Source organism: Glaciihabitans tibetensis (assembly GCF_003003265.1).
Taxonomy (GTDB): Bacteria; Actinomycetota; Actinomycetes; order Actinomycetales; family Microbacteriaceae; genus Glaciihabitans; species Glaciihabitans tibetensis.
The window spans coordinates 251235-277615 of record NZ_PVTL01000003.1 but is presented as its reverse complement, the minus strand read 5'-3'; the positions used below and the strand labels follow the sequence as shown (position 1 = coordinate 277615).

At 67.0% G+C, this 26381-nt stretch carries 29 protein-coding genes; 14 read left to right on the top strand and 15 right to left on the bottom strand.

The genetic code is table 11. From position 1 onward, the window contains the following. The first annotated feature begins 83 nt into the window (after positions 1-83). On the top strand, positions 84-821 hold the full coding sequence (locus B0I08_RS07265; protein ID WP_106211299.1) for an SDR family oxidoreductase: 738 nt from the start codon (positions 84-86) through the stop codon (positions 819-821). 28 nt (positions 822-849) lie between these two features. Beyond that, positions 850-2151: a cation:proton antiporter gene (locus B0I08_RS07260; RefSeq protein ID WP_106211629.1), complete on the top strand. Its 1302-nt coding sequence runs from the start codon at positions 850-852 to the stop codon at positions 2149-2151. Here B0I08_RS07260 and B0I08_RS07255 read toward each other — a convergent pair. Beyond that, on the bottom strand, positions 2137-2658 hold the full coding sequence (locus B0I08_RS07255) for a pyridoxamine 5'-phosphate oxidase family protein (protein WP_106211297.1): 522 nt from the start codon (positions 2656-2658) through the stop codon (positions 2137-2139). The two genes, B0I08_RS07260 and B0I08_RS07255, sit on opposite strands and share 15 nt — an antisense overlap. A gap of 222 nt (positions 2659-2880) precedes the next feature. Between B0I08_RS07255 and B0I08_RS07250 the strand changes: the two genes are divergently transcribed. Continuing rightward, the gene (locus B0I08_RS07250) at positions 2881-3087 is read left to right on the top strand and encodes a hypothetical protein (protein ID WP_106211295.1); all 207 of its coding nucleotides are present in this window, start codon (positions 2881-2883) and stop codon (positions 3085-3087) included. After that, entirely contained in the window at positions 3087-3533 is a 447-nt protein-coding gene (locus tag B0I08_RS07245) for a PIN domain-containing protein (protein ID WP_106211293.1), read from the top strand. The genes B0I08_RS07250 and B0I08_RS07245 overlap by 1 nt, the downstream gene beginning before the upstream one ends. A gap of 33 nt (positions 3534-3566) precedes the next feature. On the opposite strand, the gene B0I08_RS07240 is transcribed toward B0I08_RS07245, so the two are convergent. From B0I08_RS07240 to nhaA, 4 genes are read right to left on the bottom strand one after another with little or no spacing between them, the layout of a single operon-like run. Beyond that, entirely contained in the window at positions 3567-4628 is a 1062-nt protein-coding gene (locus B0I08_RS07240) for a GNAT family N-acetyltransferase (RefSeq protein WP_245884662.1), read from the bottom strand. After that, a complete protein-coding gene (locus B0I08_RS07235; RefSeq protein ID WP_106211291.1) occupies positions 4621-6231 on the bottom strand; it encodes an AtzH-like domain-containing protein in 1611 nt (536 codons plus the stop codon). The genes B0I08_RS07240 and B0I08_RS07235 overlap by 8 nt, the downstream gene beginning before the upstream one ends. After that, the gene (locus tag B0I08_RS07230; protein ID WP_219905625.1) at positions 6224-7309 is read right to left on the bottom strand and encodes an acetamidase/formamidase family protein; all 1086 of its coding nucleotides are present in this window, start codon (positions 7307-7309) and stop codon (positions 6224-6226) included. Before B0I08_RS07230 ends, B0I08_RS07235 begins: the two co-directional genes overlap by 8 nt. 56 nt (positions 7310-7365) lie before the next feature. After that, positions 7366-8616, bottom strand: coding sequence for a Na+/H+ antiporter NhaA (nhaA, locus tag B0I08_RS07225; protein ID WP_106211625.1), 1251 nt, complete (start codon positions 8614-8616; stop codon positions 7366-7368). 214 nt (positions 8617-8830) lie between these two features. Between nhaA and B0I08_RS07220 the strand changes: the two genes are divergently transcribed. From B0I08_RS07220 to B0I08_RS07205, 4 genes are read left to right on the top strand one after another with little or no spacing between them, the layout of a single operon-like run. Next, the gene (locus B0I08_RS07220; RefSeq protein WP_106211287.1) at positions 8831-10027 is read left to right on the top strand and encodes a ThiF family adenylyltransferase; all 1197 of its coding nucleotides are present in this window, start codon (positions 8831-8833) and stop codon (positions 10025-10027) included. A gap of 7 nt (positions 10028-10034) precedes the next feature. Next, positions 10035-11258: a molybdopterin molybdotransferase MoeA gene (locus tag B0I08_RS07215; RefSeq protein ID WP_106211623.1), complete on the top strand. Its 1224-nt coding sequence runs from the start codon at positions 10035-10037 to the stop codon at positions 11256-11258. Then, the gene (gene moaCB, locus B0I08_RS07210; RefSeq protein ID WP_342748165.1) at positions 11255-12379 is read left to right on the top strand and encodes a bifunctional molybdenum cofactor biosynthesis protein MoaC/MoaB; all 1125 of its coding nucleotides are present in this window, start codon (positions 11255-11257) and stop codon (positions 12377-12379) included. The genes B0I08_RS07215 and moaCB overlap by 4 nt, the downstream gene beginning before the upstream one ends. Next, positions 12372-12806: a molybdenum cofactor biosynthesis protein MoaE gene (locus B0I08_RS07205; RefSeq protein ID WP_106211619.1), complete on the top strand. Its 435-nt coding sequence runs from the start codon at positions 12372-12374 to the stop codon at positions 12804-12806. Before moaCB ends, B0I08_RS07205 begins: the two co-directional genes overlap by 8 nt. 21 nt (positions 12807-12827) lie before the next feature. On the opposite strand, the gene B0I08_RS07200 is transcribed toward B0I08_RS07205, so the two are convergent. Next, positions 12828-13940: a 3-oxoacyl-ACP synthase III family protein gene (locus B0I08_RS07200; RefSeq protein ID WP_245884660.1), complete on the bottom strand. Its 1113-nt coding sequence runs from the start codon at positions 13938-13940 to the stop codon at positions 12828-12830. 168 nt (positions 13941-14108) lie between these two features. Here B0I08_RS07200 and B0I08_RS07195 point away from each other — a divergent pair, with 168 nt between their 5' ends. Further along, positions 14109-14702, top strand: coding sequence for a dihydrofolate reductase family protein (locus tag B0I08_RS07195; protein WP_181243302.1), 594 nt, complete (start codon positions 14109-14111; stop codon positions 14700-14702). Between the two features lie 40 nt (positions 14703-14742). On the opposite strand, the gene B0I08_RS07190 is transcribed toward B0I08_RS07195, so the two are convergent. Continuing rightward, positions 14743-15078: a MoaD/ThiS family protein gene (locus B0I08_RS07190; protein WP_245884657.1), complete on the bottom strand. Its 336-nt coding sequence runs from the start codon at positions 15076-15078 to the stop codon at positions 14743-14745. 174 nt (positions 15079-15252) lie between these two features. Then, the gene (locus B0I08_RS07185; RefSeq protein ID WP_106211283.1) at positions 15253-15741 is read right to left on the bottom strand and encodes a DUF7144 family membrane protein; all 489 of its coding nucleotides are present in this window, start codon (positions 15739-15741) and stop codon (positions 15253-15255) included. A gap of 190 nt (positions 15742-15931) precedes the next feature. Between B0I08_RS07185 and B0I08_RS07180 the strand changes: the two genes are divergently transcribed. Genes B0I08_RS07180 through B0I08_RS07170 form a run of 3 tightly spaced genes read left to right on the top strand, consistent with a single transcriptional unit; the run spans position 15932 to position 17521 of the window. Beyond that, a complete protein-coding gene (locus B0I08_RS07180) occupies positions 15932-16525 on the top strand; it encodes a sulfite oxidase-like oxidoreductase (protein WP_106211281.1) in 594 nt (197 codons plus the stop codon). A 40-nt stretch (positions 16526-16565) separates the two neighbouring features. After that, complete coding sequence (locus tag B0I08_RS07175; protein ID WP_342748164.1) at positions 16566-17264, top strand: FAD-binding oxidoreductase; 699 nt, start codon at positions 16566-16568, stop codon at positions 17262-17264. Next, positions 17264-17521 (top strand): DUF6510 family protein, encoded by a 258-nt coding sequence (locus B0I08_RS07170; protein WP_106211279.1) that lies wholly within the window; start codon positions 17264-17266, stop codon positions 17519-17521. Before B0I08_RS07175 ends, B0I08_RS07170 begins: the two co-directional genes overlap by 1 nt. Here B0I08_RS07170 and B0I08_RS07165 read toward each other — a convergent pair. Then, complete coding sequence (locus tag B0I08_RS07165; RefSeq protein ID WP_106211277.1) at positions 17511-18239, bottom strand: DUF998 domain-containing protein; 729 nt, start codon at positions 18237-18239, stop codon at positions 17511-17513. The genes B0I08_RS07170 and B0I08_RS07165 overlap by 11 nt on opposite strands. A gap of 203 nt (positions 18240-18442) precedes the next feature. Here B0I08_RS07165 and B0I08_RS07160 point away from each other — a divergent pair, with 203 nt between their 5' ends. Both B0I08_RS07160 and B0I08_RS07155 read left to right on the top strand, forming a co-directional pair. Then, complete coding sequence (locus B0I08_RS07160) at positions 18443-19084, top strand: HD domain-containing protein (RefSeq protein ID WP_106211275.1); 642 nt, start codon at positions 18443-18445, stop codon at positions 19082-19084. 13 nt (positions 19085-19097) lie between these two features. Then, complete coding sequence (locus B0I08_RS07155; protein WP_106211273.1) at positions 19098-19856, top strand: SGNH/GDSL hydrolase family protein; 759 nt, start codon at positions 19098-19100, stop codon at positions 19854-19856. 34 nt (positions 19857-19890) lie between these two features. Here the strand turns inward: B0I08_RS07155 and B0I08_RS17540 are convergent, their stop codons facing one another. The 6 genes from B0I08_RS17540 to ilvD all read right to left on the bottom strand — a co-directional run bounded on the left by B0I08_RS17540 (position 19891) and on the right by ilvD (position 26369). Next, positions 19891-20244: an adenylate kinase family protein gene (locus tag B0I08_RS17540; protein WP_146134343.1), complete on the bottom strand. Its 354-nt coding sequence runs from the start codon at positions 20242-20244 to the stop codon at positions 19891-19893. Between the two features lie 83 nt (positions 20245-20327). Further along, positions 20328-21005, bottom strand: coding sequence for a GPP34 family phosphoprotein (locus B0I08_RS07150; RefSeq protein ID WP_106211271.1), 678 nt, complete (start codon positions 21003-21005; stop codon positions 20328-20330). Positions 21006-21185: 180 nt separating this feature from the next. After that, on the bottom strand, positions 21186-22211 hold the full coding sequence (gene ilvC, locus B0I08_RS07145; protein WP_106211269.1) for a ketol-acid reductoisomerase: 1026 nt from the start codon (positions 22209-22211) through the stop codon (positions 21186-21188). Positions 22212-22281: 70 nt separating this feature from the next. Beyond that, positions 22282-22788, bottom strand: a complete 507-nt coding sequence (ilvN, locus tag B0I08_RS07140; protein WP_106211267.1) for an acetolactate synthase small subunit — start codon at positions 22786-22788, stop codon at positions 22282-22284. Between the two features lie 4 nt (positions 22789-22792). Next, on the bottom strand, positions 22793-24619 hold the full coding sequence (locus B0I08_RS07135; protein WP_106211265.1) for an acetolactate synthase large subunit: 1827 nt from the start codon (positions 24617-24619) through the stop codon (positions 22793-22795). Positions 24620-24659: 40 nt separating this feature from the next. Continuing rightward, a complete protein-coding gene (ilvD, locus tag B0I08_RS07130) occupies positions 24660-26369 on the bottom strand; it encodes a dihydroxy-acid dehydratase (protein WP_106211263.1) in 1710 nt (569 codons plus the stop codon). Between the last annotated feature and the right edge of the window lie 12 nt (positions 26370-26381).

The following is a 26381-nucleotide window of genomic DNA, read 5'->3' as shown; positions in this document are numbered from 1 at the left end:
ACAAAAGCGAACTAAGCGCTATTCAAAATCCGCACGGTGATCGTCAAGCTTGAGTCACCACCCACTCCCACGAAGGAATATCCATGATGAACTCCATGATCGCCCTGGTCACCGGCGGCAACAAAGGCATCGGTCGCGAGATCGCCGCCCAGCTCGCCGAGCTCGGCCACACCGTGGTGATCGGCGCGCGAAGCATCGAGCGCGCGGAAGCAACCGCTGCCGAACTGCGAGCGAACGGCGGCGAAGTAACGGCGGTCGCCCTCGACGTGACCGACCCGGCGTCGGTCGCGGCCGCAGCCGGGCAGGTGGAGGCCCGGTTTGGCCGCCTCGACGCGCTGATCAATAACGCGGGCATCAGCCATCAGCCCGGTGCCGACTTCGCCGGTCAGCTGCCCCGGTCAGCCGACGTCGACCACGTGCGGTACGTCTTCGAGACGAACGTGTTCGGCGTTATCACCGTCACGAGTGCCTTCCTCCCTCTGCTGCGGCGGTCGAGCGCACCCCGCATCGTGAACGTCTCCAGCAGCGCCGGGTCGTTGGCCTCCATCTCCGACTTTGCCAATACCGACCCCGTCGCCCTCGGATATGTTCCGTCGAAGACCGCGCTCACCGCCGTCACCATGATGTACGCCCGTGACCTCGTTGGTGAGGGCATTCTCGTCAACGCCGTCTGCCCGGGCTTCGTCGCCACCGACCTGAACAACCACCGGGGCATCCGCACTCCCGCTGAGGGCGCGACATCGGCGGTGCGCATGGCAACGATCGACGCCAATGGCCCCACCGGAACCTTCACCGACGATGCGGGCCCTGTGGCCTGGTAGCAGATCGGGATCGATTATGATCCACCCCATGCTTCACTTCGACGGCGCCGGGGCGATCTTCGCCGGGATCGGGCTCGCCACCCTCGCAGCGGCCCTTCTCCCGCGTGTGCTCGGCAAGCTCCCCGTTTCCATGCCAATGGTGTTCCTCGCCGCCGGAATGATCGTGTTCTCCGTCATCCCGGATCTGCCCGACCCGATTCCCAACACCCACCCGGAGATCGCGTTGCACCTCACCGAGGTCTGCGTGCTGATCTCGTTGATGGGAGCCGGTCTCGCGCTGAACCGGCCGCTCGGCAGACATCGGTGGTCGTCGACCTGGCGCCTGCTCGCCATCACCATGCCCCTGTGCATCCTCGCTATGGGATTTCTGGGCTGGTGGGTGCTGGGCCTTGGGGTTGCCAGTGCCGTGCTTCTCGCCGCCGCGCTCGCTCCCACCGACCCGGTTCTGGCGACCGAGGTGCAGGTGAGCGAGCCGGTGACCGACTCCGAGGGCGAGGACGATGAGGCGCGGTTCGCTCTCACCTCGGAGGCCGGACTCAACGACGGACTCGCCTTTCCCTTCACCTACGCCGCAATCGCTATCAGCATCTCCGGCGTTGCGCCGTCGGGGTGGCTCGGAGAATGGTTGTTGGTGGATGTCGCGTGGCGCCTGACCATCGGAGTGGCACTGGGCCTCGCCGTAGGCTGGCTCCTTGGCCGACTGTTCTTCTCCCGGGTAGCAGACCGGCTCCAGCTGACCGAGAAGGCCGAGGGTTTCGTAGCCATCGCCGCGACCTTCCTCGCCTACGGGGTCACCGAGTTGGCCGAGGGCTACGGCTTCATCGCCGTGTTTGTCTGCGCCTGCGCCATCCGCGGATCCGAGCGCGCACACGGGTACCACGGCGTCCTGCACAAGTTCGTCGAGCAGATCGAGCGGCTGCTCACGGTCGCCGTGGTCATCCTCCTCGGTGGTGCGGTCGCCCGGGGGTTGCTGGCCGACATCGGGTGGCCGGAAATCGCGGTGGCGCTCGCGTTCCTGCTGATCATCCGTCCCCTGGCCGGCTGGATCGGTCTCACACCCGGCAAAACCGGACCGAAAGAACGTGCCGTGATTGCGTTCTTCGGGGTGCGCGGGGTGGGATCGCTGTTCTACATCGCGTACGCGCTCCAGGAGGGTGACTTCCCGGGTGGCGACCGACTGTGGTCGATCGTCGGCCTCGTTGTGGTTGGCTCGATTGTCATTCACGGCATCGCCGCGACCCCCGCCATGACGTTCCTCGACCGGCGTCGTCGGCGCGCGGCGAAAGCACTCGGCGACGGCGAGCACGGGGTGGCGTCAACCCCGGTGTAGAGCGTCGCCCGATGTTGCGGCCGCGGCATCCGCCATTTCCTCGAGGAAGCGCGGCATCCGCCCGGCCCCGAAATCGAAGTACCGCGCCCACGTCGGCTCGATCGAGATGCGCACCATCTGTGCGTACATCGTTCGGACCTGCGTCTCGAACTCGGCGAGGTCTTCTGGCGCGAGGTTCTTTGCCGCCGCCTTGAGGTACTCGTCCGGGATGCCGTCAACCGTGTCCAACGTCGCGGACCCGCGGATCAGAAGAGCTTTCGCGTCTGCGGGAGTGTCGCCGACATCGAGTGTGAGGGCGACCTCCGGACGTGCGGACAACGCGGCGACTTTCGGCGACGTCGTCGCAGTGCACACCACGACGAGACCGCGAGTCCAGAGAAAGCCGATCGGAATCACCCGCGGGAAGCCATCTGTGCCGGTGTACGCGAGCCGCACCACCGGCCGCTCCACGAGGAGCTCGCTCGCGCCCGGCTGCTCGAGCTCAGCTGTGATCTGCCGTCGATCCATGGGAGCCTCCTCGCCGGGTGCGTGACAACAGTGTGTCCGCCGTTGCCCGTCAGGGGAAGGGCTTCGCTTCTTCCGTTCATCTTGTTCATGGCCGAGGCCGTACGGGGATGACTCATGTTTTCTGCCCGGAGTCCTCCGACGAGCGCTGCACGGTGGCGCTGATGCTCGCGCCGACGTGCGCGAGTCGATACTCTATATAGAGTCTTGATATAGGGAGTACTCATGGCCATCACATCTATCGACATCGATCGTGACCTGTTGCGTGATGCCAAGGAGCTGCTCGACGCGCCTTCGAACAAAGAAGCGGTCAGGCGTGCGTTGCAGTACACCATCACGATGCAGCGCCAGCGCTTGGCACTGGAACGCATCGCGCACCGGGAGTTCGACAGTGAGCAAGTGAACGCCCCCCAAGTCGACTACCCGCACTAATGGCAACGCGCTTCGCCTCCGGTCGCAGCGGCATCGAGGGCCCGGGCTATCTTGTCGACAACAGCATCTTGCAGAAGCTCTCGCGAAGCTCCAACATCCTGCGACGGTACAGCGCGATAACGAACCAGTTCCCGATCTACACCTGCCCACCGCAGGTTCTGGAGTACTGCTGGTCGGCTCGAGACCCGCAGGAGTACGCCGAACTACGCCGCGATATGGAGCTGTACACATCTGCACCCACCGCGCCGCCACAAACTCTAGTCCTCGACATCCAACAGGCACTCTGGGACAACGGGTTGCTTCGAGGCGCCGGAAACGCCGATGTGCTTATCGCTGCGTACGCAATCGTCAATGGGATCACCATCCTGACCGCAGACCACGACTTTGAGCACATTCAGCGCGCGCTGGGAGACGGCGTTCTGCTTCAGGAGTTCGTCTCAGAATGATGACGCTGAGCGAGATGTACCGCTAGAACGCCCTCAGCGCCGAGGTCCCTCTCGACTGGCTTCGGTACGCAGTGTCCACGCGCGAGACTTGATCTCCGAGATGACGTCAGTCTTGGCATCCGCGTAGGCGTTCATGTCATCCCAATCCTTCGCGAGCAGGCGTCGCTTGGTCTCCTCGTACAGCGCGCGGTCGTCGGCATCAGCGCGCAGATGGTCGCGGAAGACGAGGTACTCGGTCACCGCCTGGTCCCCGCGCTCGTAGATGTGGACGTGCACATCTCGCTCGGGAGTGCGCATCAGACGGTGGCCCGGCTCACGCACCCGCAACTCGTACCCGACTCCGCCCAGGGCGTCCAGGTACTGACCCTCGGCCGTGAGGTCGTTCACGGTAACCGCGATATCGATGATGGGTTTCGCCGCGAGTCCGGGCACGGACGTCGACCCGATGTGCTCGACGTCGCTGTCTGACGCCGCGAGCGCGTCGCGTATTCGGTGGGCATGGTCGGCGAAAACCGCTGGCCAGCGTTCGTCGTAGTCGTGGAGTTCGAGAAGTCGCTTCTCGGTGCCGCCGACGAGCAGCACTTGAGGTGCGGACGGATCCCTCACCAGAAACACGCCGACCGGGTCGGCGTGTTCGAAGACGAAACCGTGACGCTCGTACAGGCGACGGGCCGGGCTGCCCTGCAAAACATTGAGGCGGAACGGGCGCCCGTCGCCGTGGGCGTCGATCATGCTCCGGAGCACCTCGGAACCCACGCCGAGCCCCTGAATCGAGGACTGCAGGTAGAAGTGCTCGATCCAGTGGGCGTCGTCCTCCGAGCGAACCGCGATCAGTCCCACATCGCTGCCGTTCACCAAAATCACCGAAGTCCTGGCCGGATCGAAGGCGTCGAGGAACCGCTGCCGGACGCGAACCGGGTCAAACCTGCGCAGTCGTTCGAGGTCGGGCTGCATCACAACAGCGCGCAGCTCTGCCATCCAATGGGCGTCGGCGGGCGCGCTGGGGCGCAGTAACCACTCCACCGCCGGGCCAGTGGCCACCGCCGGGCGAGCCGCCGCGCCCGCCGGGCGACTCGGGGCCGGGCGGCTAGACACGTCCGCGAGCGAACTCGCCCCCGACATCCACCAGGGAAAGATCGCCGAAGCGCGGCCCGACGAGGCAGAGACCGGCCGGACCGTGCGCGGTCTGCAGCAGCGGAACCGACAGTGCGGGCATCCGCGCGATCCCCGCGATGCAGGTCAGGCGAAGGGTGCCGGCCCGGGTTGCCTCGATCGCGCCGGCATCTGCCGTCGTGGCGGGAGCGACGGATGACGCGGACGGCAGGAGCAAAATCCGGTCGTCCAGGGTCGCCGCGATGCGCGCTTCGGCGACCATGAGGGCGCTGCGCGAGAGCGCTTCTGCCTCCGCGGTGATGGTGGACGCCCAGGCGAAACGGGCGGCGATATCATCCCCCAGAGCGCCGGGGTGGGCCTCAATCCAGGGGCCGTGCTGCGCCCAGGCCTCCGCGGCCTGCACCGTACGGAAGGTCTCGAACAGCTTGTCGATGTCGCCGAGTTCGACGTCGACCAGGTCGGCGAGCAAGCCCTCCTCGGTCAGTTCGGCCAGCAGGTCGCGGAACGCCGCGGCGACCTCGGGGGTGGCGAGGGAGAGCAGCGACGGCGCGACGGCGAACCGGCGGTCGAGCGTCATCTGCTTGCGTCCGGACACCGAGGCGGCTGCCGCGGCGCGCAAAGTGGTGTGGTCGCGGGTGAGCCAGCCGACCGTGTCGAAGGACTCGGCCAGCGGAAGCAGACCCTCGGTGCTGACCGCGCCGTGGGTGGTGCGCAGGCCCCACAGCCCCTGGTACGACGCGGGCACCCTGATCGACCCACCCGTGTCCGTGCCGAGGCCGATCGACGCCTGGCCGAGGCCCACGGCGCTGGCCGGTCCGCTGGAGGAGCCCCCGGAAATACCCCCGACCACGGCGGGGTTCGGCGGGGTGCCGTAGTGCGGGTTCTTGCCGGCGATGCTGTACGCGAATTCGTCGGTCTGGGCGATTCCCTGCACGTCGGCGCCGGCCACCAAGAGTGCCAACACGGCGGGTGCGGTGGATGTCGCGGGCGCCGACCCAGCGAGATAGGCGGGCACTCCGGCGCCCACAGCGAATCCGGCGACCGAGAACAGGTCCTTGACCGCAACGGTCTGGCCGTCGAGCGGAAGCGGGCCGTGCGAGGCGGGGTGATCTTCGTGCGCAGTATGCACGGTGCCGGCGACCAGCGGCGCGCCGACGACACGCCACACGGCGGAGTTGATCGCGGGGGCGGGCGTCGCCACGTGTGCGACCTCGACCGCCCAACCCGACTCGAGTTTGCGCCAGAGCTGCGTCTGCTGGCCTCGTCCGCCCTTCGGGGGAACGGTGACCGCGACCACGAGCACGGCGTCGTCGGTCACGGGACGCAGGTGTACTTCGGCGATCACGCGGGAGGGCGCTCCGCCGCGGCCGTTACGGAAGGAGCTGATGGTGTCGTGGCCGACAAGCAGGCCCGCGGCATCCCCCCTCATCGTGTTTTCACCGGGCGCGAACAGGCGGTCCAGCGCGGGGAGATCGTTCGCCATCAGGGCACGCTCGTACTCCCAGAAAGCATCGAGCAGCCCGTCCGGGGCGACAGAGCCGCTCGGCAGGTGAACGGGTACGGAATGGAAATAGGAATCAGACATTGAAGTCCTCCACACGGATGCGGGCGTGAACGCCCTTGACGAGGTCGACGACCTGGGAAATGTTGAAGTCGGTGGCGGCGCTGAGGTACGCGTAGGCGTGCTCGGCGTCGAGACCGAAGCGTGCCTGCAGCAGGGCGATCGCGGCACGCACGCAGTTCTGCACGGCCTCGTCGAGGTCGGGGCTCATGCCGGTGGGAATGAGGAACTCGTTTGTCTCGGCGAGCGGCCCGACCAGCTCACCGAACGCGGCGAGCGCCTCGGCCGCGGGAACAATGTCGAAGCGCAGGGTAGCTCGCAACGACGCTTCCATCGCGGTGAGGGAGACCTCGCCGTCGCCCTGCGCGAAGTGCGGGTCTCCCACGTAGGCGAGGGCTCCGGCAACCTGCACGGGGAGGTAGAGGGTCGCACCCTCGGTCAGCAGGTTGATGTCGATGTTTCCGCCGTGCGCGCCGGGCGGAACGGAGTGGGGTCGCTCATCACCGGTGACGGCGACACCCATGATGCCGAGGAAGGGCGCCAGCGGGAAGGCGATGCTGCGCTCTCCCCCGGCGACGCGGGCCATGGTTCCGTACGCGACTCCGGCGCGTTCCTCCACCTCCGCGAACACGCTCACCGTGCCGGGCTGCCGGGGATACTCGCCGGGCAGGGCGCCGCGGCCGTGCCGGTTGGAGATGACGCCGTAGGGCACGCGGCGCAGCAACTCCACCACCGTGATCTTGAGCAGGTCGCCGGGCTCGGCGCCGCGCACGGCGATGGGCCCGGTGATCACGTGCGGTCCGTCGACCTCCGGGTCGCGTCGGTAGCCGGATGCGGCGAGCGCGATCGCGTCATCCAGCACCTCCTCGCGGGCGACGCCATGGCCGGCGAAGAAAGTGGCCGGGTCGCGACCCTGGTCTTCGTGGATGCCCTCGTGACTGAGGGTGTCAATGGTGACCTCGGTGCCTGCGTCGATGGTGAGCACCGCGACATCCGCCGCACAGGGAAGCCGACCCCAGAGCACGGACGACGCCTCCGCGGGCAGGTACACGGCGGCCCGGATGGGACCCACACCGCTTTGGAGGATCTCGCTCGTCTGCATTCGGGCCTCTCGGGTGAGCATCGGAGAGCACGGGTGCTCTCCCTCAACTTTAAGGGTCAGCGCGTGAGCGAGTTGTAGTGGCGGTTGCGAACGCTGAGGATGACGCCTCCGATGATGGCCGAGATCAGCGATCCGGCGAGGACGCCGACCTTGACGTGGTCGTCGGATTCGCTGCCGACGCCGAAGGAGAGCTCGCCCACCAGCAGCGACACGGTGAATCCGATGCCGGCGACAAACGCCATTCCGATCATGTCGACCCATTTGATGGTCGGGTCAATGCGCAGCCCCGGCAGCCTTGTGACCAGGAACGTGGTGGCCGTGATGCCGATCGCTTTGCCGAGCACCAGACCCGCGATGATGCCGAGGGCGATGGTGTCCTGGAATGAGTCGAGGAGCCCGCTGATACCGCCGACCGTCACCCCTGCGGAGAAGAAGGCGAACAGGGGCACCGCGACCGCGGTGGAGACAACGCTCCACCGGTCAGCGAAATGAGCGGCGAGCCCGTCGTAGAGCTGCCTGCCGGTGGCGTCGACGCCGTCCTTCACCCTGGCGCGCTTGGTGGCAATGACGGGCACCATAAAGCCAAGGAGCACCCCGGCCACCGTCGCGTGAATGCCGGAGGCGTGCACGAGCGCCCAGGTGATGACGCCGAGCGGGATGAGCAGCCACCACGCCCGCACCCCGCGCTGCACGGCGAAAGCGAAGATCGCGAGCGGGACGAGGGCGAGGCCCAGCGGCACGAAGGCGATGTCGTCGGTGTAGAAAATCGCGATGATCGAGATCGCGAGCAGATCATCGACCACGGCGAGCGTGAGCAAAAACGTGCGCAGCGCGGGCGGCAGGTTTCGCCCGACCACAGCGATGACAGCGACAGCGAACGCGATGTCGGTCGCTGCCGGAATCGCCCAGCCCTGGAGCGCGTCGCTGCCGGACTGCAGGTTGACCACCACGTAGATCAGCGCCGGAACGGCCACCCCGCCCGCGGCCGCGGCGATCGGCACGATTGCCGTGCTGAAGTTGCGGAGTTTCCCGACAACAAACTCCTCCTTGAGTTCGAGCCCCACGACAAAGAAAAAGATCGCCAGCAGGCCGTCGGCCGCCCACGCCCCAACACTCAGATTGAGGTGGAGCGACTCGGGCCCGAAGGTAAAGTCGCGGAGGCCGTTGTAGAACCCCGCGGCGCCGGTGTTGGCGAGCACGAGGGCCAGCAGCGTGGCGGCCAGCAGCAGCGCCCCGCCGACGGTGTCCTTGCCGAGGGTCTGGTGGATTCCGCGCCAGATGGAGTGCGGGGCCTGGTCGACAGGAATCGCGTGAGGGCGCGAGTCGGTGTGAGTCGAGTCGCTCTGGGGCGGGTCGGTGTGGGTCACGTAGGCCTGCTTCTTTCCCGGAAGGGTCCGGTCGCGTCGAGAGCGATCCCATGACCGCCCGCCGACCAGACTTCCCGGCACACCACCGACAACCCTACGCGCTCTCGGCCCCGAACCCGAGTCTGCCGTCAACGAAACTGACACAATCGAAGGTATGCATCCCGCAGCCAGCACCACACCAACATCCAGCACCGCGCCCGCATCCAGCACCACCCCGTCGTCCGACACCCGGTACCTCCGCCAGACGACCCTCCCCGGGTTTGGTGCGTCCGGCCAGTCGGCTCTGGCCGCCGCCCGCGTTCTGGTGATCGGCGCGGGAGGTCTCGGCAGCTCGGTGCTGCCCGCCCTGGCCGCGGCGGGAGTCGGCACGATCGGCATCATCGACGACGACACCGTGGAAACCAGCAACCTCCACCGGCAATATCTTCATACCGAGGCGGATGTCGGGCGGGGCAAAGTCGCCTCTGCCGTCGACTCACTCCGTGCCCTCAACGCGCAGATCACCGTCATCGCCCATCCCGAGCGACTGACCGCGGGCAATGCCCTGCAGCTTTTCGCCGGCTATGACCTGGTCATCGACGGCAGCGACAACTTTCCCACGCGCTACCTCTCCAACGACGCGGCTGCGCTCCGCGGCATCCCGCTCGTCTGGGGCGCCGTCTCGCAGTACGCCGGCCAGGCCGGTGTCTGCTGGGCGGATCGCGGTCCGCAGTACCGCGACCTCTTCCCGACGCCTCCCCCGCCCGGCTCGGTCGTGTCGTGCGCGGTCGGCGGGGTGCTGCCCACGGTCTGCGCCGTGATCGGCGCGATCCTCGCCACCGAAACCATCAAGCTCCTCACGGGCGTTGGCACTCCCCTGCTGGGCAGGGTCACCACCTTCGACGCGCTCAGCGGCGGCTTCCGTGAGATCCAGTACGCGCGCGATCCCGCGGCGGCTCCCATCACCGAGTTGATCGACTACGACCTCTTCTGTGGCATCACTCCCGTACGGGACACCATCACGGCGGAAGAACTCGCCACTGAGATCGCGCGAGGCCACACCCGGGACAGCGCGCTGTCGGCGAGCCCGCAACTCATCACACTGCTCGACGTGCGCGAGCCCTGGGAAGTGCAGATCGCGCACCTTCCCGGCGCGGTCGTCGTCCCCCTCGGCCTCCTCGAGGCGGAACTCGGGGAGGGTATCGCGGGGCTCGATCCCGCGTCCCCGGTCGTCGCGTTCTGTCACCAGGGGGTGCGCTCCGCTGCCGCCCTCGAGATGCTCCAGCGCCACGGCTTCACCGCGGCCCGCCACCTCGAGGGCGGCATCGACGCGTGGTCACGCACGGTCGACCCCGGGTTACCGCGATACTGACGTGACCATGAATGCGCACCCTCACGACCAGGCAGACACCTCCGTAGACCAGCACGCCGAACTCATCCTCGACCTGCTGACCCCGACGCTCGGCACGCTCGGCTCCGAGCAGGTGCCGCTGGCGGACGCACTCGGCCGGGTCACCGCGGCGCCGGTGCTCTCCCCCGTCGATCTGCCCCTGTTCCGCAACTCGCAGATGGACGGTTTCGCCGTGCACGCGGAGGATCTCGCGAGCATCCCGGCGACCTTGCCGATCGTGGGCGAGGTGGCCGCACGCCCGGGCACTCCCGCGCGCCTGCTGCCCGGCACCGCGGTGCGCATCATGACCGGGGCTGTGGTTCCCGACGGCGCGAACACGGTGGTGCCCGTCGAAGACACCTCGGTCACTCTCTTCACCGACGCCGAAACGGTCACGATCGGCCGTGCCCGGGCCGTCGGTGAGTACGTGCGCAACCGCGGGAGCGACGCCCACGCCGGAGACACCCTGCTTCCCGCCGGCATCCGGCTCGGATCACGGCATCTCGCGGTGCTCGCCGCCGCCGGAATAACCGACATCGAGGTTAAGAGGCGGCTGCGGGTCGCCGTAATCACCACGGGCGCAGAGCTGATCGCGCCGGGCGAGCACGCGTTACCCGGCCAGGTGTACGACGCGAACGGGATTGCTCTCGTGGCCGCCATCATCTCCGCCGGGGCCGTCGTCGCGACCACCCACCGCGTCGTCGACGATCCAGAAGCGATGCTCGTCGCGCTCGAGTGGGCGGCGTCAACGGCAGATCTGATCGTTACCTCTGGCGGCATCTCGATGGGCGACCACGAAGTCGTGCGCGAAGTGCTCGGCCCGCTCGGCGCCCACGTCGGACACATTGCGATGCAGCCGGGAGGGCCGCAGGCCACGGGCGAGTTCCAGGGCGTGCCCGTGCTCGGTTTCCCCGGCAACCCGGTGAGCACCCAGATCTCGTTCGAGGTGTTCCTCGCCCCGATCCTCCGCGCCCTGGCCGGCCTGCCTGCCGCCGCGCGCCACCGCCGCGCGCTGAGTGCCGCGCTGCGCTCCGTACCGGGCAAGCGCCAGTTTCTTCGCGGTCGCATCCGCGCGGATGGAAGAGTAGAGGTTGTGGCAGGCCCGGGATCGCACCTCGTTGCCGGACTTGCCGCTTCCGACGTACTACTCGACGTGCCCGCGCACGTCATCGAACTGAACGAGGGCGACCTCGTGGAGACCGTGGACCTGTGACTGAGTCGATCCCTACCGCCGGCGCACACCCCGCCTCGCCCGACGATCATGCCGCCTCACCGAGTGGTCTGACCCACCTCGACTCTGACGGGCGTGCCCGAATGGTGGATGTCGGGGACAAGGCGATCACAACCCGCACAGCCATCGCCTCCGGAAGAATAGAGCTGCTCCCGCACGTGATCGCTCTGGTGCGCGCCGACAACATGCCGAAGGCCGACGTACTGGCAACGGCGCGCATCGCGGGTATCTCCGGCGCCAAGAAGACCTCGGAGCTCATCCCCCTTTGCCACCAGATACCGCTCAGCTCGGTGAAGATCGACTTCGTGTTTGCGGCGGATGCGATCGAGATCACTGCGACGGCGAAAACCACCGGCCAGACGGGCGTGGAGATGGAGGCCCTCACCGCCGTTGCGATCGCCGGGCTGACGCTGCACGACATGGTGAAAGCGCTGGATCCCGGTGCGATCCTCACCGACATCCAGCTGCAGGACAAGACCGGGGGCAAGCGAGGGCACTGGACGCGGGCGGATCGCGAGGGGGCCGCTGAGCCCGGCTCGACATCCGCGTCAGTCCCCGGTGCGACATCCGCCTCGGTCTCCGGCGCGACTGCCGACCCGGTCTCCTCGGCGACCTCGGGCACGCCCCGCCCGCGCACCGCCGCCGTCGTGGTCGCCTCCACCGGTGGCGCTGCCGGAACGCGCGAGGACACCACCGGACCGACCATCGAGCACTGGCTCACCGCCCACGGCTACGCGGTGGACGCTGTCACCGTCGTCGCGGACTCCGCCATCGCCGCGGAACTCGCCCGGGTGGTAGCCACGCGGCCCGCGGTTCTCGTCAGCACCGGCGGCACCGGCCTCAGCCCCACCGACGCCACCCCCGAAGCCACTCGACCCCTGCTCGACCGAGAATTGCCCGGGATTGCGGAGGCGATTCGTGCGCGTGGCATGGCGGTCACGCCGACCGCCGCGCTCAGCCGTGGTCTCGCGGGCACGGCGAACGGAACCGTGGTCGTCAATTTGCCGGGCTCGCCGGGCGGGGTGAAGGACGGCCTCTCCGTGCTCGACGGCCTGCTCGATCACCTCGTTGCCCAGATCAGTGGAGGCGGCCGCCATGAGTGACCCATCGACCGCAAACGCCCGCGTGCTTGCGGTGGTATCCAGTGACGTGCTCCTGACCGAGGACTTCGAGCGGTGGGTCGAATCGGAGACCAGTGGCGCCGTCGTGACATTCCGCGGGGTCATCCGCAACCACGATCACGGCGCAGCCGTGCTGTCGCTCGAATACTCCGCGCACCCCGAGGCCGAACGCTTCCTACGGGAATGCTGCGAAACGGTTGCGGCGGAGACGGGGCTGCTCGTTTCCGCTGGGCACCGCATCGGCGCCCTTGCGATCGGCGATGTCGCCTTGGTCGCTAGCGTTGCCGCTGCTCACCGGGCCGAGGCCTTCGCTGCCTGCGAGCGCCTCGTCGAACTGATCAAATCGAGCGTGCCCATCTGGAAGCGCCAGTACCTCGCCGACGGCGCAACGGAGTGGGTGGGCATCTAGTTCCGCGGTGCGTACGCCTGACTACCAGCGCAGCAGCGTCATCCCCACCGACATCCCCCCACCGAACCCGGCGAGCAAGACGATCTCGCCCTTTTTCACGCGCCCGGCGGCGTACGCGGCGTCGAGCGTAATCGGAATCGACGCCGCACCGGTGTTGCCGTAGTGCTCCAGCGTCAGGTGTGTGGCGACGGCCGGCATCTCCAGCGCCGACACCAGGTCGCGCAGCATCATGCCGTTGGCCTGGTGTGGAATGAAATGGTGGATGTCGCTGAGGGACAACCCATTCTTCGCCAGGAACGAGAGGATCATGTCCGGCATATTCTCCGCGACGAAGGTGCGCACCGCGCGCCCGTCCATACCGAAGTACCTGAGCTCTTCGCTCACGTCCGGCCCGATCGGCAACCGGCTCCCGCCCGCCGGAACCCCAATGATGTCGGTCAGGTCACCGAAGCTGTGCATTCCGGTCGCAATCAATCGGTGCCCCTCGCACTTGGACGAGTGACCGACCACTGCCGCCCCGGCGCCATCACCGAACAGGATGGCGGTGCGCCGGTCCTGCCGGTTCAATATCCGCGAATAGACGTCTGCGCCGATGACGAGGGCGAGTCCGCCGGTCGCGGCGACCATCTGCGTGACAACACCGAGCGCAAAAACGAATCCACTGCAAACCGCGTTCAGGTCGAACACCGCCGCGTTATCGGCGCCGAGCGCGCGCTGCACATAAGCCGCGGTAGGGGGCTGCGACTGGTCTGGGGTGGAGGTCGCGACAACAATCAGCCGCAACTGGTCAGCGCGGATGCCCGCGTCGGCGATGGCGCGCGCACCGGCACGGATCGCGAGGTCGGAGGTCGCCTGGTCGTCGCCCGCCCAGCGGCGCTCGCGAATGGCGGTTTTGCCCTCGATCCATTCCGCGGTCACGCCGGCGGGAGTGCCTACCTCCTCGTTGGTCACCACACGGGTGGGGACGTAGGAGCCGAGGCCGAGTATGGTCGCGCCGGTGCCGACCGCGGGGGCGGAGATCCGTTCGGCGAGCGACGAGCCGCCGGGGCCCGCGGCGACCGCCAGGCTTCCGACGACGGGCAACCGCACAGTGGCGATCGGGGTCGTTGGGGGCGAATCCTGCATCAGAACCATGGTGGCGTCCTGACTACGGCAGATGAAAACATGGAGGCCTCGTTTCGGGTTCGAGCCATCGGTGCTGTGAGGCTGACATCCTCTTGCACGAATTACCCGGGCGCAACGGCTGGACAAACACAGAAAGCGAATGCGACCCTCGCACGCGAGACACAACAGCAACGGAGGATGCCCGTGGGAAACGTCGTCGTGCAACAGTTCGTCAGCGTCGACGGCTTCGCTGCGAACGACCGGGGCGAGTTCGACATCCTGGAGGGTCTGGACGGCGATTCCTCCGACTTCGACCGGAGCAACCTGGGTTGGATCGAGCAGGCTGGCGCGATCGTACTCGCGGCACGCACCTACGAGATGTTCGTCGCCTACTGGCCGACCCCGGTAGCCGTGCACGAGGTGGTCGCCCCGAGTATCAACGCCCTGCCGAAACACGTATTTTCCCGCACCCTTACGTCGGCGCCCTGGGGCAGCTTCAACGAGGCTGCCATCGAGTCCGGCGAGCTTACCGATGTGATACCGAAAATTCAGGCATCAACCGACGGCGACCTGATCATCTGGGGCAGCCTCACGTTGACCGACGATCTCTTCCGAGCCGGTCTGGTCGACGTCGTGCGCCTTGTCGTTGCTCCGGTTGCCATCGGCACGGGCCGTGCAGTATTTCCCGCGGATGTCGGCACTCTGCCGCTCAGGCTGCGGAACACAACGCGATTCTCGGCCGGGCTGGTCGAACTGGAGTACGCGGTCGGTCAGCGGACGGCACCGCGATAGGCCGGTGCAGCGTTAGGCCCGGCACCGCGTTAGCTTGAAGCTACCCGCCGGCGAACGGTGGCAACACGTCGACCCGAGCGCCGAGCGTGCGCGCGTCGTCGCGACTGACGACCCCGTCGACCAGGAACGACCCGGATGCCAGCACGCGGGCCATGTCGTCCCCATAGCGCTGGACGAGCAGACCACGAAGGTCGCCGACGGTCGCGGTTGCGCTCGCTATCGCATCGACCGTCCCACCCTCTATCGCGCCGGCCGGTGGCCCCACCGGCACCTCGAGAGTTTCTTCCTCACGCGCCGCAGCCTCGGCGGCCGCCGCGAAGTACCGCACCGCGACCCGGGTGGTGCTCGGCACCGATATCGTCTGGTCCGCAGTCACCGTGTTCTCCGCACTCTTTCCCCGCCCGTGCAACTCGCGGCCGGGGAACCAGCCTAAGCGACGCACCCGCCGAACCGTTCCGACAGCGCACGTCAACGCAGCGTCCCCACCCTGGCGGGCGAAGGGACGCTGCGCTGCTGGTGCACACGGAACTTACGGATGGTCCTAAAACGGTCAGGCGTCAACCTTCATCTCGTTGCCGTGCACGGTAACTGCCCAGATGATCAGCACGTCGAGCGCGATCATGGCCAGCGACCAGATGGGGTAGGCGGCCAGGAACGTGATGTTCACGAGCGCGCTGCCGAATGCCAGGATGACTGCGACGATGCGGGCCCACAGCTGCCCTGCAATCAGCGCGATGCCGGCGCACAGAACGAGCACGCCGACGGCGAGGTGAATCCAGCCCCACGCCGTGTAGTCGACCTGTACCACGAGTCCCGATTCCTGAACGAGGTAGTACGAGTCCTGGAACAGGGCGACCAGGCCCTGAATGGCGTGGAAGGTGCCCATCATCAACATGACGATGCCGGCGAAGGCGATCCAGCCCAGCCAGCCGGTCGACTCCTGCGTTCCTCCCCATGTCGTGTCTTCCGCTGTTTGCGTGCCAGCGCCTGATTTCCGGGCCCCGGCTCTAGTGTCCGTGGCGTCTCGAGTGGTGTTCATGATTCCTCCCTGCGAGCCCGTTGAATGGTCTCGAGGGGCACGCTACTGCGACCCCAGCACCGCTTCGTCGCCCGAATCGGGTGACGAAAAACCGCCCATAAGACGTATGGTCGGCGCAATCTTCGCGCCGGCCGCCGCTGCGCCGGACCCCGGGGTTTCGCTAGGGTAGTCGTAACCGAAGGAGTGTCACATGGCAGTAATTTCTCGTGGATTCTTCGGGCGAAAGCGGGAGGAGAATCCCGAACTTCCGCCCGGGCAATACCTCACAGAAGACTTCCCCGTGCTCTCCGCGGGTCCGACGCCGGTTGTTGACCTGGCCGACTGGACCTTCAGTATCCAGACCGAGTCCGGCGAGGTACATGCCTGGAACTGGGAGCAACTGAACGCGCTCCCCCAGGAAGACATCCACACCGACATCCACTGCGTGACCCGCTGGTCGAAGCTCGGCACCACCTGGAGCGGCGTCTCTCTCGACACCCTGTTCGCGGGCGTCGATACCACCAACGCGTATGTGATGGTGCACTCCTACGGTGGCTACACCACGAACATGCCGCTCGCCGACCTCATGGACGGCAAAGCCTGGATCGCCACCAGCTTCGAGGGCGAGCCCCTTGACCCCGAGCACGGTGGCCCGGCTCGGTTGCTGGTACCCCACCTTTACTTCTGGAAGAGCGCCAAGTGGGTTCACGGGCTCCGCATGGTTGCCACCGACGACCCCGGCTTCTGGGAGCAGAACGGTTATCACATCTACGGTGACCCGTGGCTCGAGCAGCGGTATTGGTAGACGGACTGCGTTGGTAGACGAACTCTGGAAGGTGGGCACCGTGGTGGAAACTCGGATCCAGACGCCTTCAGCGCGCAGTATCCAGCTGGATGTTCCCGGCTGGCCCGGAAACATAGCCGGGCAACACCTCGACGTGCGCCTCACGGCGGAGGACGGCTACACGGCCGTGCGCTCGTACTCGATCGCCTCGGTCGGCGACGGCGAACGCATCGAACTCGCGGTTGACCGCCTCCCCACCGGCGAGGTCTCGCCCTACCTCGTGGAAGAACTGCGCGCCGGCGATCAGCTCGAGGTGCGGGGTCCCCTCGGTACCTACTTCGTCTGGCACCCCACCGATACCGCCCCCGTGCAGTTAATTGCCGGTGGATCGGGAATCGTGCCGCTCATGGCGATGATCCGCAGCCACGAGACATCCGGCAGCACCGTGCCCTTTCACCTGCTGTATTCAGTGCGGAGCCCGCGCGATGTGTTCTTCGCGGATGAACTCAGGGCCCTCGCCGAGTCACCCCACCTGCGTGTCACCTACGTGTACACACGCCAGGCGCCGCCGGACTGGCCAATCGCTCCTGCCCGGATCACCACGGCCGCGATCGCCGCAGACGCTTTTTCGCGCGAGGAGAACCCGGTGGCCTTCGTGTGCGGTCCGACCGGCTTCGTCGAGACCGTCGCAGACATCATGGTGGGCCTGCGGATCTTCGCGCCGCTGACGATCAAGACCGAACGGTTCGGCGGTAAATAATGTCCGCCCGTGTCGACGGAAACGCCCTGGCAGGGATCCTGTCCGAGTACTTCCGTCTCGACACGACGAGCGCGATTGTGCAGTGCAGCGGATGCGGCACCCGGGCAGCCCTCGCGCGGGAGCTGGTGTACCCCGATCCCATGGGCTTCGTGGTGCGCTGCGAACGATGCGAAGACGTGTTGATGATTGTGGTGGATGCCCCGGGGGGCGCGTGGCTGGACCTGCGAGGCGTCGACGGGGTGCAGTTCAGAGGCTGACGGTCGTGGCCGGAGCGCCGTCCGGCAGGGCATGACCTGGACTGGCCCGCACTACGCCGCACACGGCAAAGACCCAACCGAGGATTCCCGCAAGGCAGATGCGTTCGGCGAGGCCGAGAACGTCGGGGGCGGCCACGATCGAGACGCCGAGGAACACGATTCCGGCGATGGCAAGCAGCAGAAACCCCACGGCGAGCGGGTACGCCCGGCGGAGTTCCCCGGCCGATCGCAGCCACACGGTCAGCAGCGCGAACGCCGCGAGCGCGGCGAGGAACCCGGCGGTGGCCAGCACCAGGTGCACCGCTCCGGCCCCGGTCGTGGTGGCGAGGGCCGCGGAGCTGAGCCCCGCGACATCCGCCTCGCCCCCAACGCTCGCCGATGGTTCGGCTTCGACGTCAGTGGGAAAGAACGCGAGCAATCCGGAGAGGATTCCTGCCACCCCGAACAGCACGAGACCCGTCGTGCGGAGTCGCCCGGGGTTGCCGGACAGCGCGAGCGCGCCGATCGCACAGCCGCTGAGCACGGCGCGGGCCAGGAAGTTGAGGTTCATCACCCAGCCGTAGGGGCCCACTGCGAGGTTGCTCTCCGCCTCGCTGATCGGGCTGTAGTACGGCGGGAGAAATTGCAGGATCACGTCGACCACCACGTACAGCACCACGCCGATCATCGCAGCCGTCGCCAGGCGGCGGCGAAGGAGCATCGGACGCGCGGGGGCCATGAGCCCAGCTTGGCACGTGCTGCTGGCGGACCTCGCTGCCGGTGCGCTCGCTGCTGGCGCACGTGCTGCTGGCGCACGTGCTGCTGGTGGGCCGTGCTGCTGGTGCACTGAGCTGCCGGCGGTGGGCGGAATGGCAGTTCTCGCACGAAAGGTGGCAAGACTGCCACTGGGGCCAGTGCCCGCGTGACCAATATCGTGATCGTATGACTCCTGAGAACCTCTCGCCTGCCCTCGACCGGGAGGTTCAGGGCGATGTCCGCGCCCTGATCACTCCTCCCACGCCCGCTGCCGTCCTCTCGCTCGAGGTGGTGACGGCGATGTGCTCGCCCGCGCTGCTGAATCACAGCATCCGTTCCTACGCGTTTGGCGCGGCGCTCGGGCGCAAGGAGGGCGTCGAGTTCGATCCCGAGCTGCTGTTCGTCGCCGCAATGCTGCACGACATCGCGCTCGTGCCCGCGTTTGACAGCGAAACGGTTCCCTTCGAGGAGGCGGGCGGTCGGGTGGCGTGGGTATTCGGTGCCGGGGCCGGGTGGTCACCGGCCCGGCGCGAGCGGGTGAGCGAAGTCATCGTGCGACACATGTGGACCGAGGTGGATGTCGCGCTCGACGCCGAGGGTCACCTGCTCGAACGAGCCACCAGTCTCGACGTCTCCGGGACGGCCCCCGGCGACTGGACAAACGAGTTCCGTGCCGGCGTTGTCTCGGTGGTGCCGCGCCTCGGCTTTGCTGCTGAGTTCACCCGCTGCATCGTCGACCAGGCCGAGCGCAAGCCCACGAGCAACGCCGCGCGCACGGTGCGCTCGGGGCTGCCCGCACGTGCCGCGGCCAACTCGCTCGACATGTGATGGAATCGAGGGTGTGACCGAAATCTACTCGCGCTATGCCGCCATCGGAGACAGCTTCACCGAGGGGGTGGGCGATGAGTTACCCGACGGACGCGTGCGCGGCTGGGCCGATCTCGTCGCCCTCGGCCTCGCCCTGGCGTCCCCCACGCCGGTGAGTTACGCGAACCTCGCCATTCGCGGGCGTCTCCTCGCCCCGATTGTCGATGAGCAGTTGGATGCCGCGATCGCCCTCTCCCCCGCCCTGATCAGCATCAACGGCGGCGGTAACGACATCATGCGTCCGCGCGTATCGATCACCTCGATCACCGATCAGCTGGAGAGCGCCGTCGACCGGGCCGCTTCCGCGGGCATCCACGTCGTGCTGGCCAGCGGCGCCAACCCCACCCGGCACTTGCCGCTAGGGTCATTCATTGAGGCTCGGGGTGACCGGCTCGCCGACGCGATCCGCACGCGTCTGCCGAAAGAGAATGTCACGTTTGTGGACAACTGGGCAGATCAGGAGCTTAGCGACATCCGCTTCTGGTCCCGCGACAAGCTGCACCTGAACTCCCGCGGGCATGAGCGGGTGGCGAGCAATGTGCTCGCGGCGCTCGGCGTGACGATACCGGACGCCCGCGACGACCACGCGGGCATCCCAGCCCAGCGCACCGCCGACTACTGGCGCCAGTACGTTCTGCCCTGGATCGGCCGCCGCGTGACCGGGCGTTCCTCGGGCGACAACCGGCAACCGAAGTACGCGACGCTGACGCCAGTGGAGCTGCCGCGACCCTGACCCGAGTGGAGCTGCCGCGACCCTAGGCGCTCCCCTACCCGCGACGGACGTGGCGCAGTTGCACGAGCATCCGCCGCCAGCCAGCACGAACGGGGTTCGGGTCGGCAGGTCCGAGCTCTACGCCCACGATCCGCGCGATCTCGTCAGCGACCTCGCTGACCGACCGATCGGTGGTGTCGAGGTGCGGCGCGAACTGGGGTCCGCTGAGCACCGGCGCGACCCGTGAGTACTGTTGCGCGGTCCAGCCCCGTCCGGTTTCTAACCTGCTGCGGAGACGGCGGACGACGACATCCCGCCCGGCAAGTAGTGTCACCTGTCGCACGTCACATCCGGCGTCGCGTAAGCCCGCCATGACCCGCGCGTGACGTTCAGCGTTGGCCAGGGTCATGGGCACGATGATGGGGCCGGGATGCCGCTGCGCCAGGTCACCGAGAATCTCGATGATCAGCGGGGCCCACCAGGATCAGCACACTAGCCGCCCCCGCCGCTGGCTACGCCAATTGCCTGCAGGATTGCCTCAATGGTGCCGCGAACGTCTGCGGGGTAGCCCTCGAACTTCATGAGAGGCTGAATGCCGCTCCCGGCCTCTCCGCTGACGAAGTCTCCACCATTGCGGATCAGGTCTACGGTCGCGCCGAGACGCACATCGGTAGTTGTGTGCAGCACCACTCTGGTCGCGCTGTCCGAGAGCTGCACGTGGCGTTGCACCTGGCGGTCAAGCAGCCGGTATTGGGGCGGGCGGGCGATGATGCCGAGGAATGGTCTCCGTGGTTCCAGCTTCTCCACTATCGCGCGGCCGGCGAGGGTATCGCCCACGACCGCCGCGACCGGCCCGGCCATCCGGGGCACCATCGCCCATGCGGAACGGGGCCGAGAGTCGGCCACCATGAGCGCGAGAACGCGATCGGCCTCGGGCACACCGGTCGGTGTTGCGTCGACGACAACAAGCTTTCGTGACATGGGAAGCTTCTTCGACGGCTCCGGGTCCTTCAGCGAGATGCGCCTCTGTAGTGCGAGTTCGACGAGGGCGGCCGCCGCGCTGAGGGAGTTGGCTCGCCACAGCCTGCCGTCCTCCCCCTCGTTCAGCAGAAACAGCTGCTCTGCCATCGACAGCGTGCTGTTCTCGTTGCCCCGATGCTGTGGCGCCACAGTGGTCCCCCTCGCTGCCTGGCGACCACAAGCGAGCACTCACGGCCGGTAGACAAAGCTTGGCATGTCACGCAAGCTGTCAGAAACACGAAGCGGCCGCCCCGCGCAGCTGGTGCTGCGCGAAACGGCCGCGGTGTTCCGGTGGCCTCTTCTGGAAGACACCGGTGAGTGTGGTGGAGACTAGCGGGCGGCGGAACCGTCCGTGTAGTCGGCGTCCTGCTGCTTCCAGGAGAAGAGCGCACGCAGTTCCTTGCCGGTGGCCTCGATCGGGTGCGCGGCACCCTTCTCGCGGAGCGCGAGGAACTCGGGAGCTCCGGCGTCCTGGTCATCGATGAAACGCTTCGCGAACGCGCCGTTCTGGATGTCGTCCAGGACGGCCTTCATGTTCTCCTTGACGCTCGGGTCGATGACGCGCGGGCCGGAGACATAGTCGCCATACTCGGCGGTGTCGGAAACGCTCCAGCGCTGCTTGGCGATGCCGCCCTCCCACATGAGGTCAACGATCAGCTTGAGCTCGTGGAGAACCTCGAAGTAGGCGATCTGGGGCTGGTAGCCGGCCTCGGTCAGGGTCTCGAAGCCGTACTGCACCAGCTGAGAAACGCCGCCGCAGAGCACGGCCTGCTCACCGAACAGGTCGGTTTCGGTCTCTTCGGTGAAGGTGGTCTTGATGCCGCCGGCGCGGAGCCCGCCGATTGCCTTGGAGTACGACCAGGCGAGGTCCCAGGCGCTGCCCGAGGCGTCCTGCTCGACGGCGACGATGACGGGAACGCCACGGCCGGCCTCGTACTCGCGGCGCACGGTGTGGCCCGGTCCCTTGGGGGCGACGAGAAGCACGTCGACGCCGGCGGGAGCGGTGATGTAGCCGTAGCGAATGTTGAAGCCGTGACCGAAGACGATGGCCTTGCCCTCGGACAGGTTGCCGGCGATGTCGTCGGCGTAGAGGTGACGCTGGCTCTGGTCGGGCGCGAGGATGACGATGACGTCGGCCCAGGCGGCGGCTTCGGCGGAGGGAAGGACGGTGAATCCGGCTTCCTCGGCCTTGACCTTCGACTTGGAGTCGGCCTTGAGGCCAACAACGACCTCAACGCCCGAGTCGCGCAGGTTCTGCGCGTGTGCGTGTCCCTGAGAGCCGTAGCCAATGACAGCCACCTTCTTGCCCTGGATGAGGGACAGGTCGGCGTCGTTGTCGTAGAAGATTTCGGTCACGTCGTGGTTCTCCTTGTTCGGTGGGTACTGAGTTCGGCTGGTACTGAAAAGTGCGCGAAAAACGGGGGAACTAGTTTTTGAAGACGCGCTCGGTGATGCTTTTGCCGCCGCGCCCGATGGCGAGCAGGCCGCTCTGCGCGATTTCCTTGATGCCGTAGGGCTCGAGTACGCGTAGCAGCGCCTGGATCTTGCCGCTGTCGCCGGTCGACTCGATGACCAGTGCGTCGGTCGCGACATCTACCACCCGCGCTCTGAACAGGTTGACGGCTTCGAGAACCTGCGACCGGGTCGTGTTGTCGACCCGCACCTTGATGAGCAGGTGTTCGCGGGTGACCGACTGCGTCGGCTCGAGCTCAACGATCTTGATGACGTTGATGAGCTTGTTCAGCTGCTTGGTGACCTGTTCGAGCGGCAGCTCCTCGACATCCACCACCACGGTGATGCGGGACAGGCCCTCGATCTCGCTTTTGCCCACGGCGAGCGACTCGATGTTGAACCCGCGACGGGCGAACAGGCCGGCGACGCGGGTCAGCAGACCTGGTTTGTCTTCGACGAGAAGGGAGAGAACGTGACTCATGGGCTTACTCCTCTTCCCACTCGGGGGCATGTTCGCGGGCGTACTGCACGGACGAGTTACCCACACCCTGCGGCACCATCGGCCACACCATCGCGTCGCGGCTGACCACAAAGTCGATCACAACCGGACGATCGTTGGTGTCCAGCGCGAGCTGGATGGCGGCGTCGATGTCTTCCGGTCGGGTGACCCGGATGCCGAGCGCGCCGTACGCGTCCGCCATCTTGACGAAGTCCGGGATCATCCGCGTCTGAGTGCCGTCACCGAGGTGTCCGGTGTTCAGGTCGGTGAACGAGTGGCGGCCTTCGTAGAAGAGGGTCTGCCACTGGCGCACCATGCCGAGCGACGAGTTGTTGATGATCGCCACCTTGATCGGGATGTTGTTGATCGTGCAGGTCGCGAGTTCCTGGTTGGTCATCTGGAAACAGCCGTCGCCATCGATCGCCCAGACCACACGGTCGGGGTTGGCGACCTTGGCGCCCATAGCCGCGGGAACCCCGTAGCCCATGGTGCCGGCGCCTCCCGAGTTCAGCCACGAGTTGGGGCGCTCGTACTTGATGAACTGCGCGGCCCACATCTGGTGCTGGCCGACGCCCGCGGCGTAGACGCCCTCGGGTCCGGTCATCTGGCCGATGCGTTCGATCACCATCTGCGGAGACAGCAGGCTGTCGGTCGGCAGATCGTACCCGAGCGGAAATTGGGTGCGCAGGCCGTCGAGGCGGGTCCACCACTCTGTGATGTCCGGCACGGTCTCGACGATGACCTTGTCCCAGGCGGCGGACAGGTCAGAGATCACGTCTCGTGCGTCGCCGACGATCGGCACATCGGCGAAGCGGATCTTGGAGATCTCCGCGGGGTCGATGTCAACGTGCACGACCTTGGCGTCGGGGGCGAAATCACTGACCTTGCCGGTCACCCGGTCGTCGAAGCGTGCTCCAAGCGAGACGAGCAGGTCACTCTCCTGGATCGCGAGCACCGCGGGAACCGTGCCGTGCATACCGGGCATGCCGAGGTGCTGCGGGTGCGAGTCGGGGAACGCGCCGCGGGCCATCAGCGTGGTGACGACGGGGGCGCCGACCTTCTCGGCCAGTTCGAGCAGCTCCTTCGATGCGGCGGCACGGATGACGCCACCGCCGACGTAGAAGACGGGGCGCTTGGCCTCGGCCAACATCTGCGCCGCGGCCTGGATCTGCTTGCCATGGGCCTTGGTGATCGGGCGGTAGCCCGGCAGGTCGACCTTGGGCGGCCAAACGTAGGGGGCGCGCTTCTGCTGCGCGTCCTTCGTGATGTCGACGAGCACCGGACCCGGGCGCCCGGAAGACGCGATGTGGTAGGCGGCGGCGAGCGTGGCGGGCACGTCCTCCGGCTGCGTGACGAGGAAGGAATGCTTGGTGATCGGCATCGTGATACCCACGATGTCGACTTCCTGGAAGGCGTCGGTGCCCATCGAGGCCGAGAACACCTGGCCGGTGATGACCAGCAGCGGAACCGAGTCCATGTGCGCGTCGGCGATCGCCGTGACCAGGTTGGTCGCTCCCGGGCCCGAGGTCGCGATGGCGACGCCGACGCTGCCGGCGAGGGAGGAGGCGTATCCCTCGGCGGCGTGGCCTGCGCCCTGTTCGTGGCGCACCAGGATGTGCCGGATGGTGGTGGATGCCATCAGCTCGTCGTAGAACGGAATAATCGCGCCACCGGGCAGACCGAAGACGTCCTTGACCCCGAGGTGCTCGAGGGTTCGCAGGATCGCTCCGGAGCCGGTGAGGACCTCGGGTTCTGGGCGTGCGACTTTGGTGGGACGCGGGGCGGGTGGCACGGGAACTGCTTCCGTGGACATGGCTTGGTGTCTTTCTACGGTGTCGAGTCGAGGCACGCGGTTATCCGGTAACCGCGCCCTCCGCTGCGGAGTGCACGAGCTTGGAGTATTTCGCGAGGACGCCACGGGTGTAGCGCGGGGGAAGTGGTGCCCAGCCGCTGCGGCGGGCTTCCAGCTCGGCTGGGTCAACCAGTAGGTCAAGGGAGCGAGCTGCGATATCGACCCGTATGAGATCACCATCGCGAACAAAAGCGATCGGGCCTGCATCAACCGCTTCGGGAGCTATGTGGCCGATACACAGTCCGGTTGTGCCGCCTGAGAATCGCCCGTCCGTCAAGAGTAGTACATCTTTACCAAGGCCCGCGCCCTTGATGGCCGCCGTGATGGCCAGCATTTCGCGCATACCTGGGCCGCCCTTGGGCCCCTCGTAGCGGATGACCACGATGTCGCCGGAGACGATCTCGCCGTTGGTGAGGGCGTCCATCGCGGCCCGTTCGCGCTCGAACACGCGGGCGGGTCCCTCGAAGGTCGTGGCGTCGAAGCCGGCTGTCTTTACGACTGCTCCTTCGGGCGCGAGCGAACCCTTCAACACGGTAAGGCCGCCGGTGGGGTGGATCGGGTTGTCGAGGGTGCGCAACACCTTTCCGTCGAGCGGCTCGATCTCGAGGTCGGCGAGGTTTTCAGCGAGGGTTTTGCCCGTGACGGTGAGCGCGTCCCCGTGCATCAGCCCGGCGTCGAGCAACGCCTTCATCAGCACGGGGATGCCGCCGTGACGGTCGACATCGTTCATCACGTACTGGCCGAACGGCTTGAGGTCGCCCAGGTGCGGGATCCTGTCGCCGATGCGGTTGAAGTCGTCGAGGGTCAGCTCGACCTCTGCCTCGTAGGCAATGGCGAGCAGGTGAAGAATGACGTTCGTGGATCCGCCGAGCGCCATCGCGACGGCAATGGCGTTCTCAAAAGCATCTTTGGTGAGGATGTCGCGGGCGGTGATGCCGAGGCGCAGCAGGTTCACCACGGCCTCACCGGAGCGATGCGCGTAGTAGTCACGGCGCCGGTCGGCGGAGGCGGGAGAGGCCGAACCGGGGAGGCTGAGGCCGAGGGCTTCGGCGACGGAGGCCATCGTGTTTGCGGTGTACATGCCGCCGCAGGCCCCTTCTCCCGGCGCGAAGGCACATTCGATGCGCTTGGCGTCGGCTTCCGACATCCGCCCGGCCTTCACGGCGCCCACGGCCTCAAAGGAGTCGATGATGGTGATGTCTTTTTCGGTGCCGTCGGACAGTTTCACCCAGCCCGGCGCGATTGACCCGGCGTAGAGAAACACGCTCGAGAGGTTAAGGCGCGCTGCGGCCATGAGCATGCCGGGGATCGACTTGTCGCACCCGGCCAGCAGCACGGAGCCGTCGAGGCGCTCGGCCTGCATCACCACTTCGACGGAGTCGGCGATGACCTCGCGACTGACCAGCGAAAAGTGCATGCCCTCGTGGCCCATCGAGATGCCGTCGGACACGGACACGGTGCCGAACTGCAGTGGATACCCGCCGCCGCCGTGCACACCTTCTTTCGCCGCCTGCGCGAGGCGGGCGAGCGACAGGTTGCACGGGGTGATCTCGTTCCAGGAGCTGGCGATGCCGATCTGGGGCTTGTCCCAGTCGGCGTCTCCCATTCCCACCGCGCGCAGCATGCCGCGTGAGGTGGTTGCTTCGATGCCGTCGGTGACTACACGGGAGCGGGGCTTGATATCGGGGCTCTGGGGCGATGTGTCCGGCATGTTACGAGTGTA

Bases quoted from the DNA above. Each gene is read 5' to 3' on its own strand.
- B0I08_RS07165 (WP_106211277.1), bottom strand. From the start codon at position 18,239: ATGGCCCCCGCGCGTCCGATGCTCCTTCGCCGCCGCCTGGCGACGGCT.
- B0I08_RS07245 (WP_106211293.1), top strand. From the start codon at position 3,087: ATGGCAACGCGCTTCGCCTCCGGTCGCAGCGGCATCGAGGGCCCGGGC.
- B0I08_RS07170 (WP_106211279.1), top strand. From the start codon at position 17,264: ATGTCCGCCCGTGTCGACGGAAACGCCCTGGCAGGGATCCTGTCCGAG.
- B0I08_RS07205 (WP_106211619.1), top strand. From the start codon at position 12,372: ATGAGTGACCCATCGACCGCAAACGCCCGCGTGCTTGCGGTGGTATCC.
- B0I08_RS07195 (WP_181243302.1), top strand. From the start codon at position 14,109: ATGCCCGTGGGAAACGTCGTCGTGCAACAGTTCGTCAGCGTCGACGGC.
- B0I08_RS07180 (WP_106211281.1), top strand. From the start codon at position 15,932: ATGGCAGTAATTTCTCGTGGATTCTTCGGGCGAAAGCGGGAGGAGAAT.
- B0I08_RS07185 (WP_106211283.1), bottom strand. From the start codon at position 15,741: ATGAACACCACTCGAGACGCCACGGACACTAGAGCCGGGGCCCGGAAA.
- B0I08_RS07160 (WP_106211275.1), top strand. From the start codon at position 18,443: ATGACTCCTGAGAACCTCTCGCCTGCCCTCGACCGGGAGGTTCAGGGC.
- B0I08_RS07220 (WP_106211287.1), top strand. From the start codon at position 8,831: ATGCATCCCGCAGCCAGCACCACACCAACATCCAGCACCGCGCCCGCA.
- B0I08_RS07135 (WP_106211265.1), bottom strand. From the start codon at position 24,619: ATGTCCACGGAAGCAGTTCCCGTGCCACCCGCCCCGCGTCCCACCAAA.
- ilvN (WP_106211267.1), bottom strand. From the start codon at position 22,788: ATGAGTCACGTTCTCTCCCTTCTCGTCGAAGACAAACCAGGTCTGCTG.
- B0I08_RS07230 (WP_219905625.1), bottom strand. From the start codon at position 7,309: ATGCAGACGAGCGAGATCCTCCAAAGCGGTGTGGGTCCCATCCGGGCC.
- B0I08_RS07235 (WP_106211291.1), bottom strand. From the start codon at position 6,231: ATGTCTGATTCCTATTTCCATTCCGTACCCGTTCACCTGCCGAGCGGC.
- B0I08_RS07255 (WP_106211297.1), bottom strand. From the start codon at position 2,658: ATGGATCGACGGCAGATCACAGCTGAGCTCGAGCAGCCGGGCGCGAGC.
- B0I08_RS07250 (WP_106211295.1), top strand. From the start codon at position 2,881: ATGGCCATCACATCTATCGACATCGATCGTGACCTGTTGCGTGATGCC.
- B0I08_RS17540 (WP_146134343.1), bottom strand. From the start codon at position 20,244: ATGACCCTGGCCAACGCTGAACGTCACGCGCGGGTCATGGCGGGCTTA.
- B0I08_RS07215 (WP_106211623.1), top strand. From the start codon at position 10,035: ATGAATGCGCACCCTCACGACCAGGCAGACACCTCCGTAGACCAGCAC.
- B0I08_RS07265 (WP_106211299.1), top strand. From the start codon at position 84: ATGATGAACTCCATGATCGCCCTGGTCACCGGCGGCAACAAAGGCATC.
- B0I08_RS07260 (WP_106211629.1), top strand. From the start codon at position 850: ATGCTTCACTTCGACGGCGCCGGGGCGATCTTCGCCGGGATCGGGCTC.
- B0I08_RS07200 (WP_245884660.1), bottom strand. From the start codon at position 13,940: ATGGTTCTGATGCAGGATTCGCCCCCAACGACCCCGATCGCCACTGTG.
- ilvD (WP_106211263.1), bottom strand. From the start codon at position 26,369: ATGCCGGACACATCGCCCCAGAGCCCCGATATCAAGCCCCGCTCCCGT.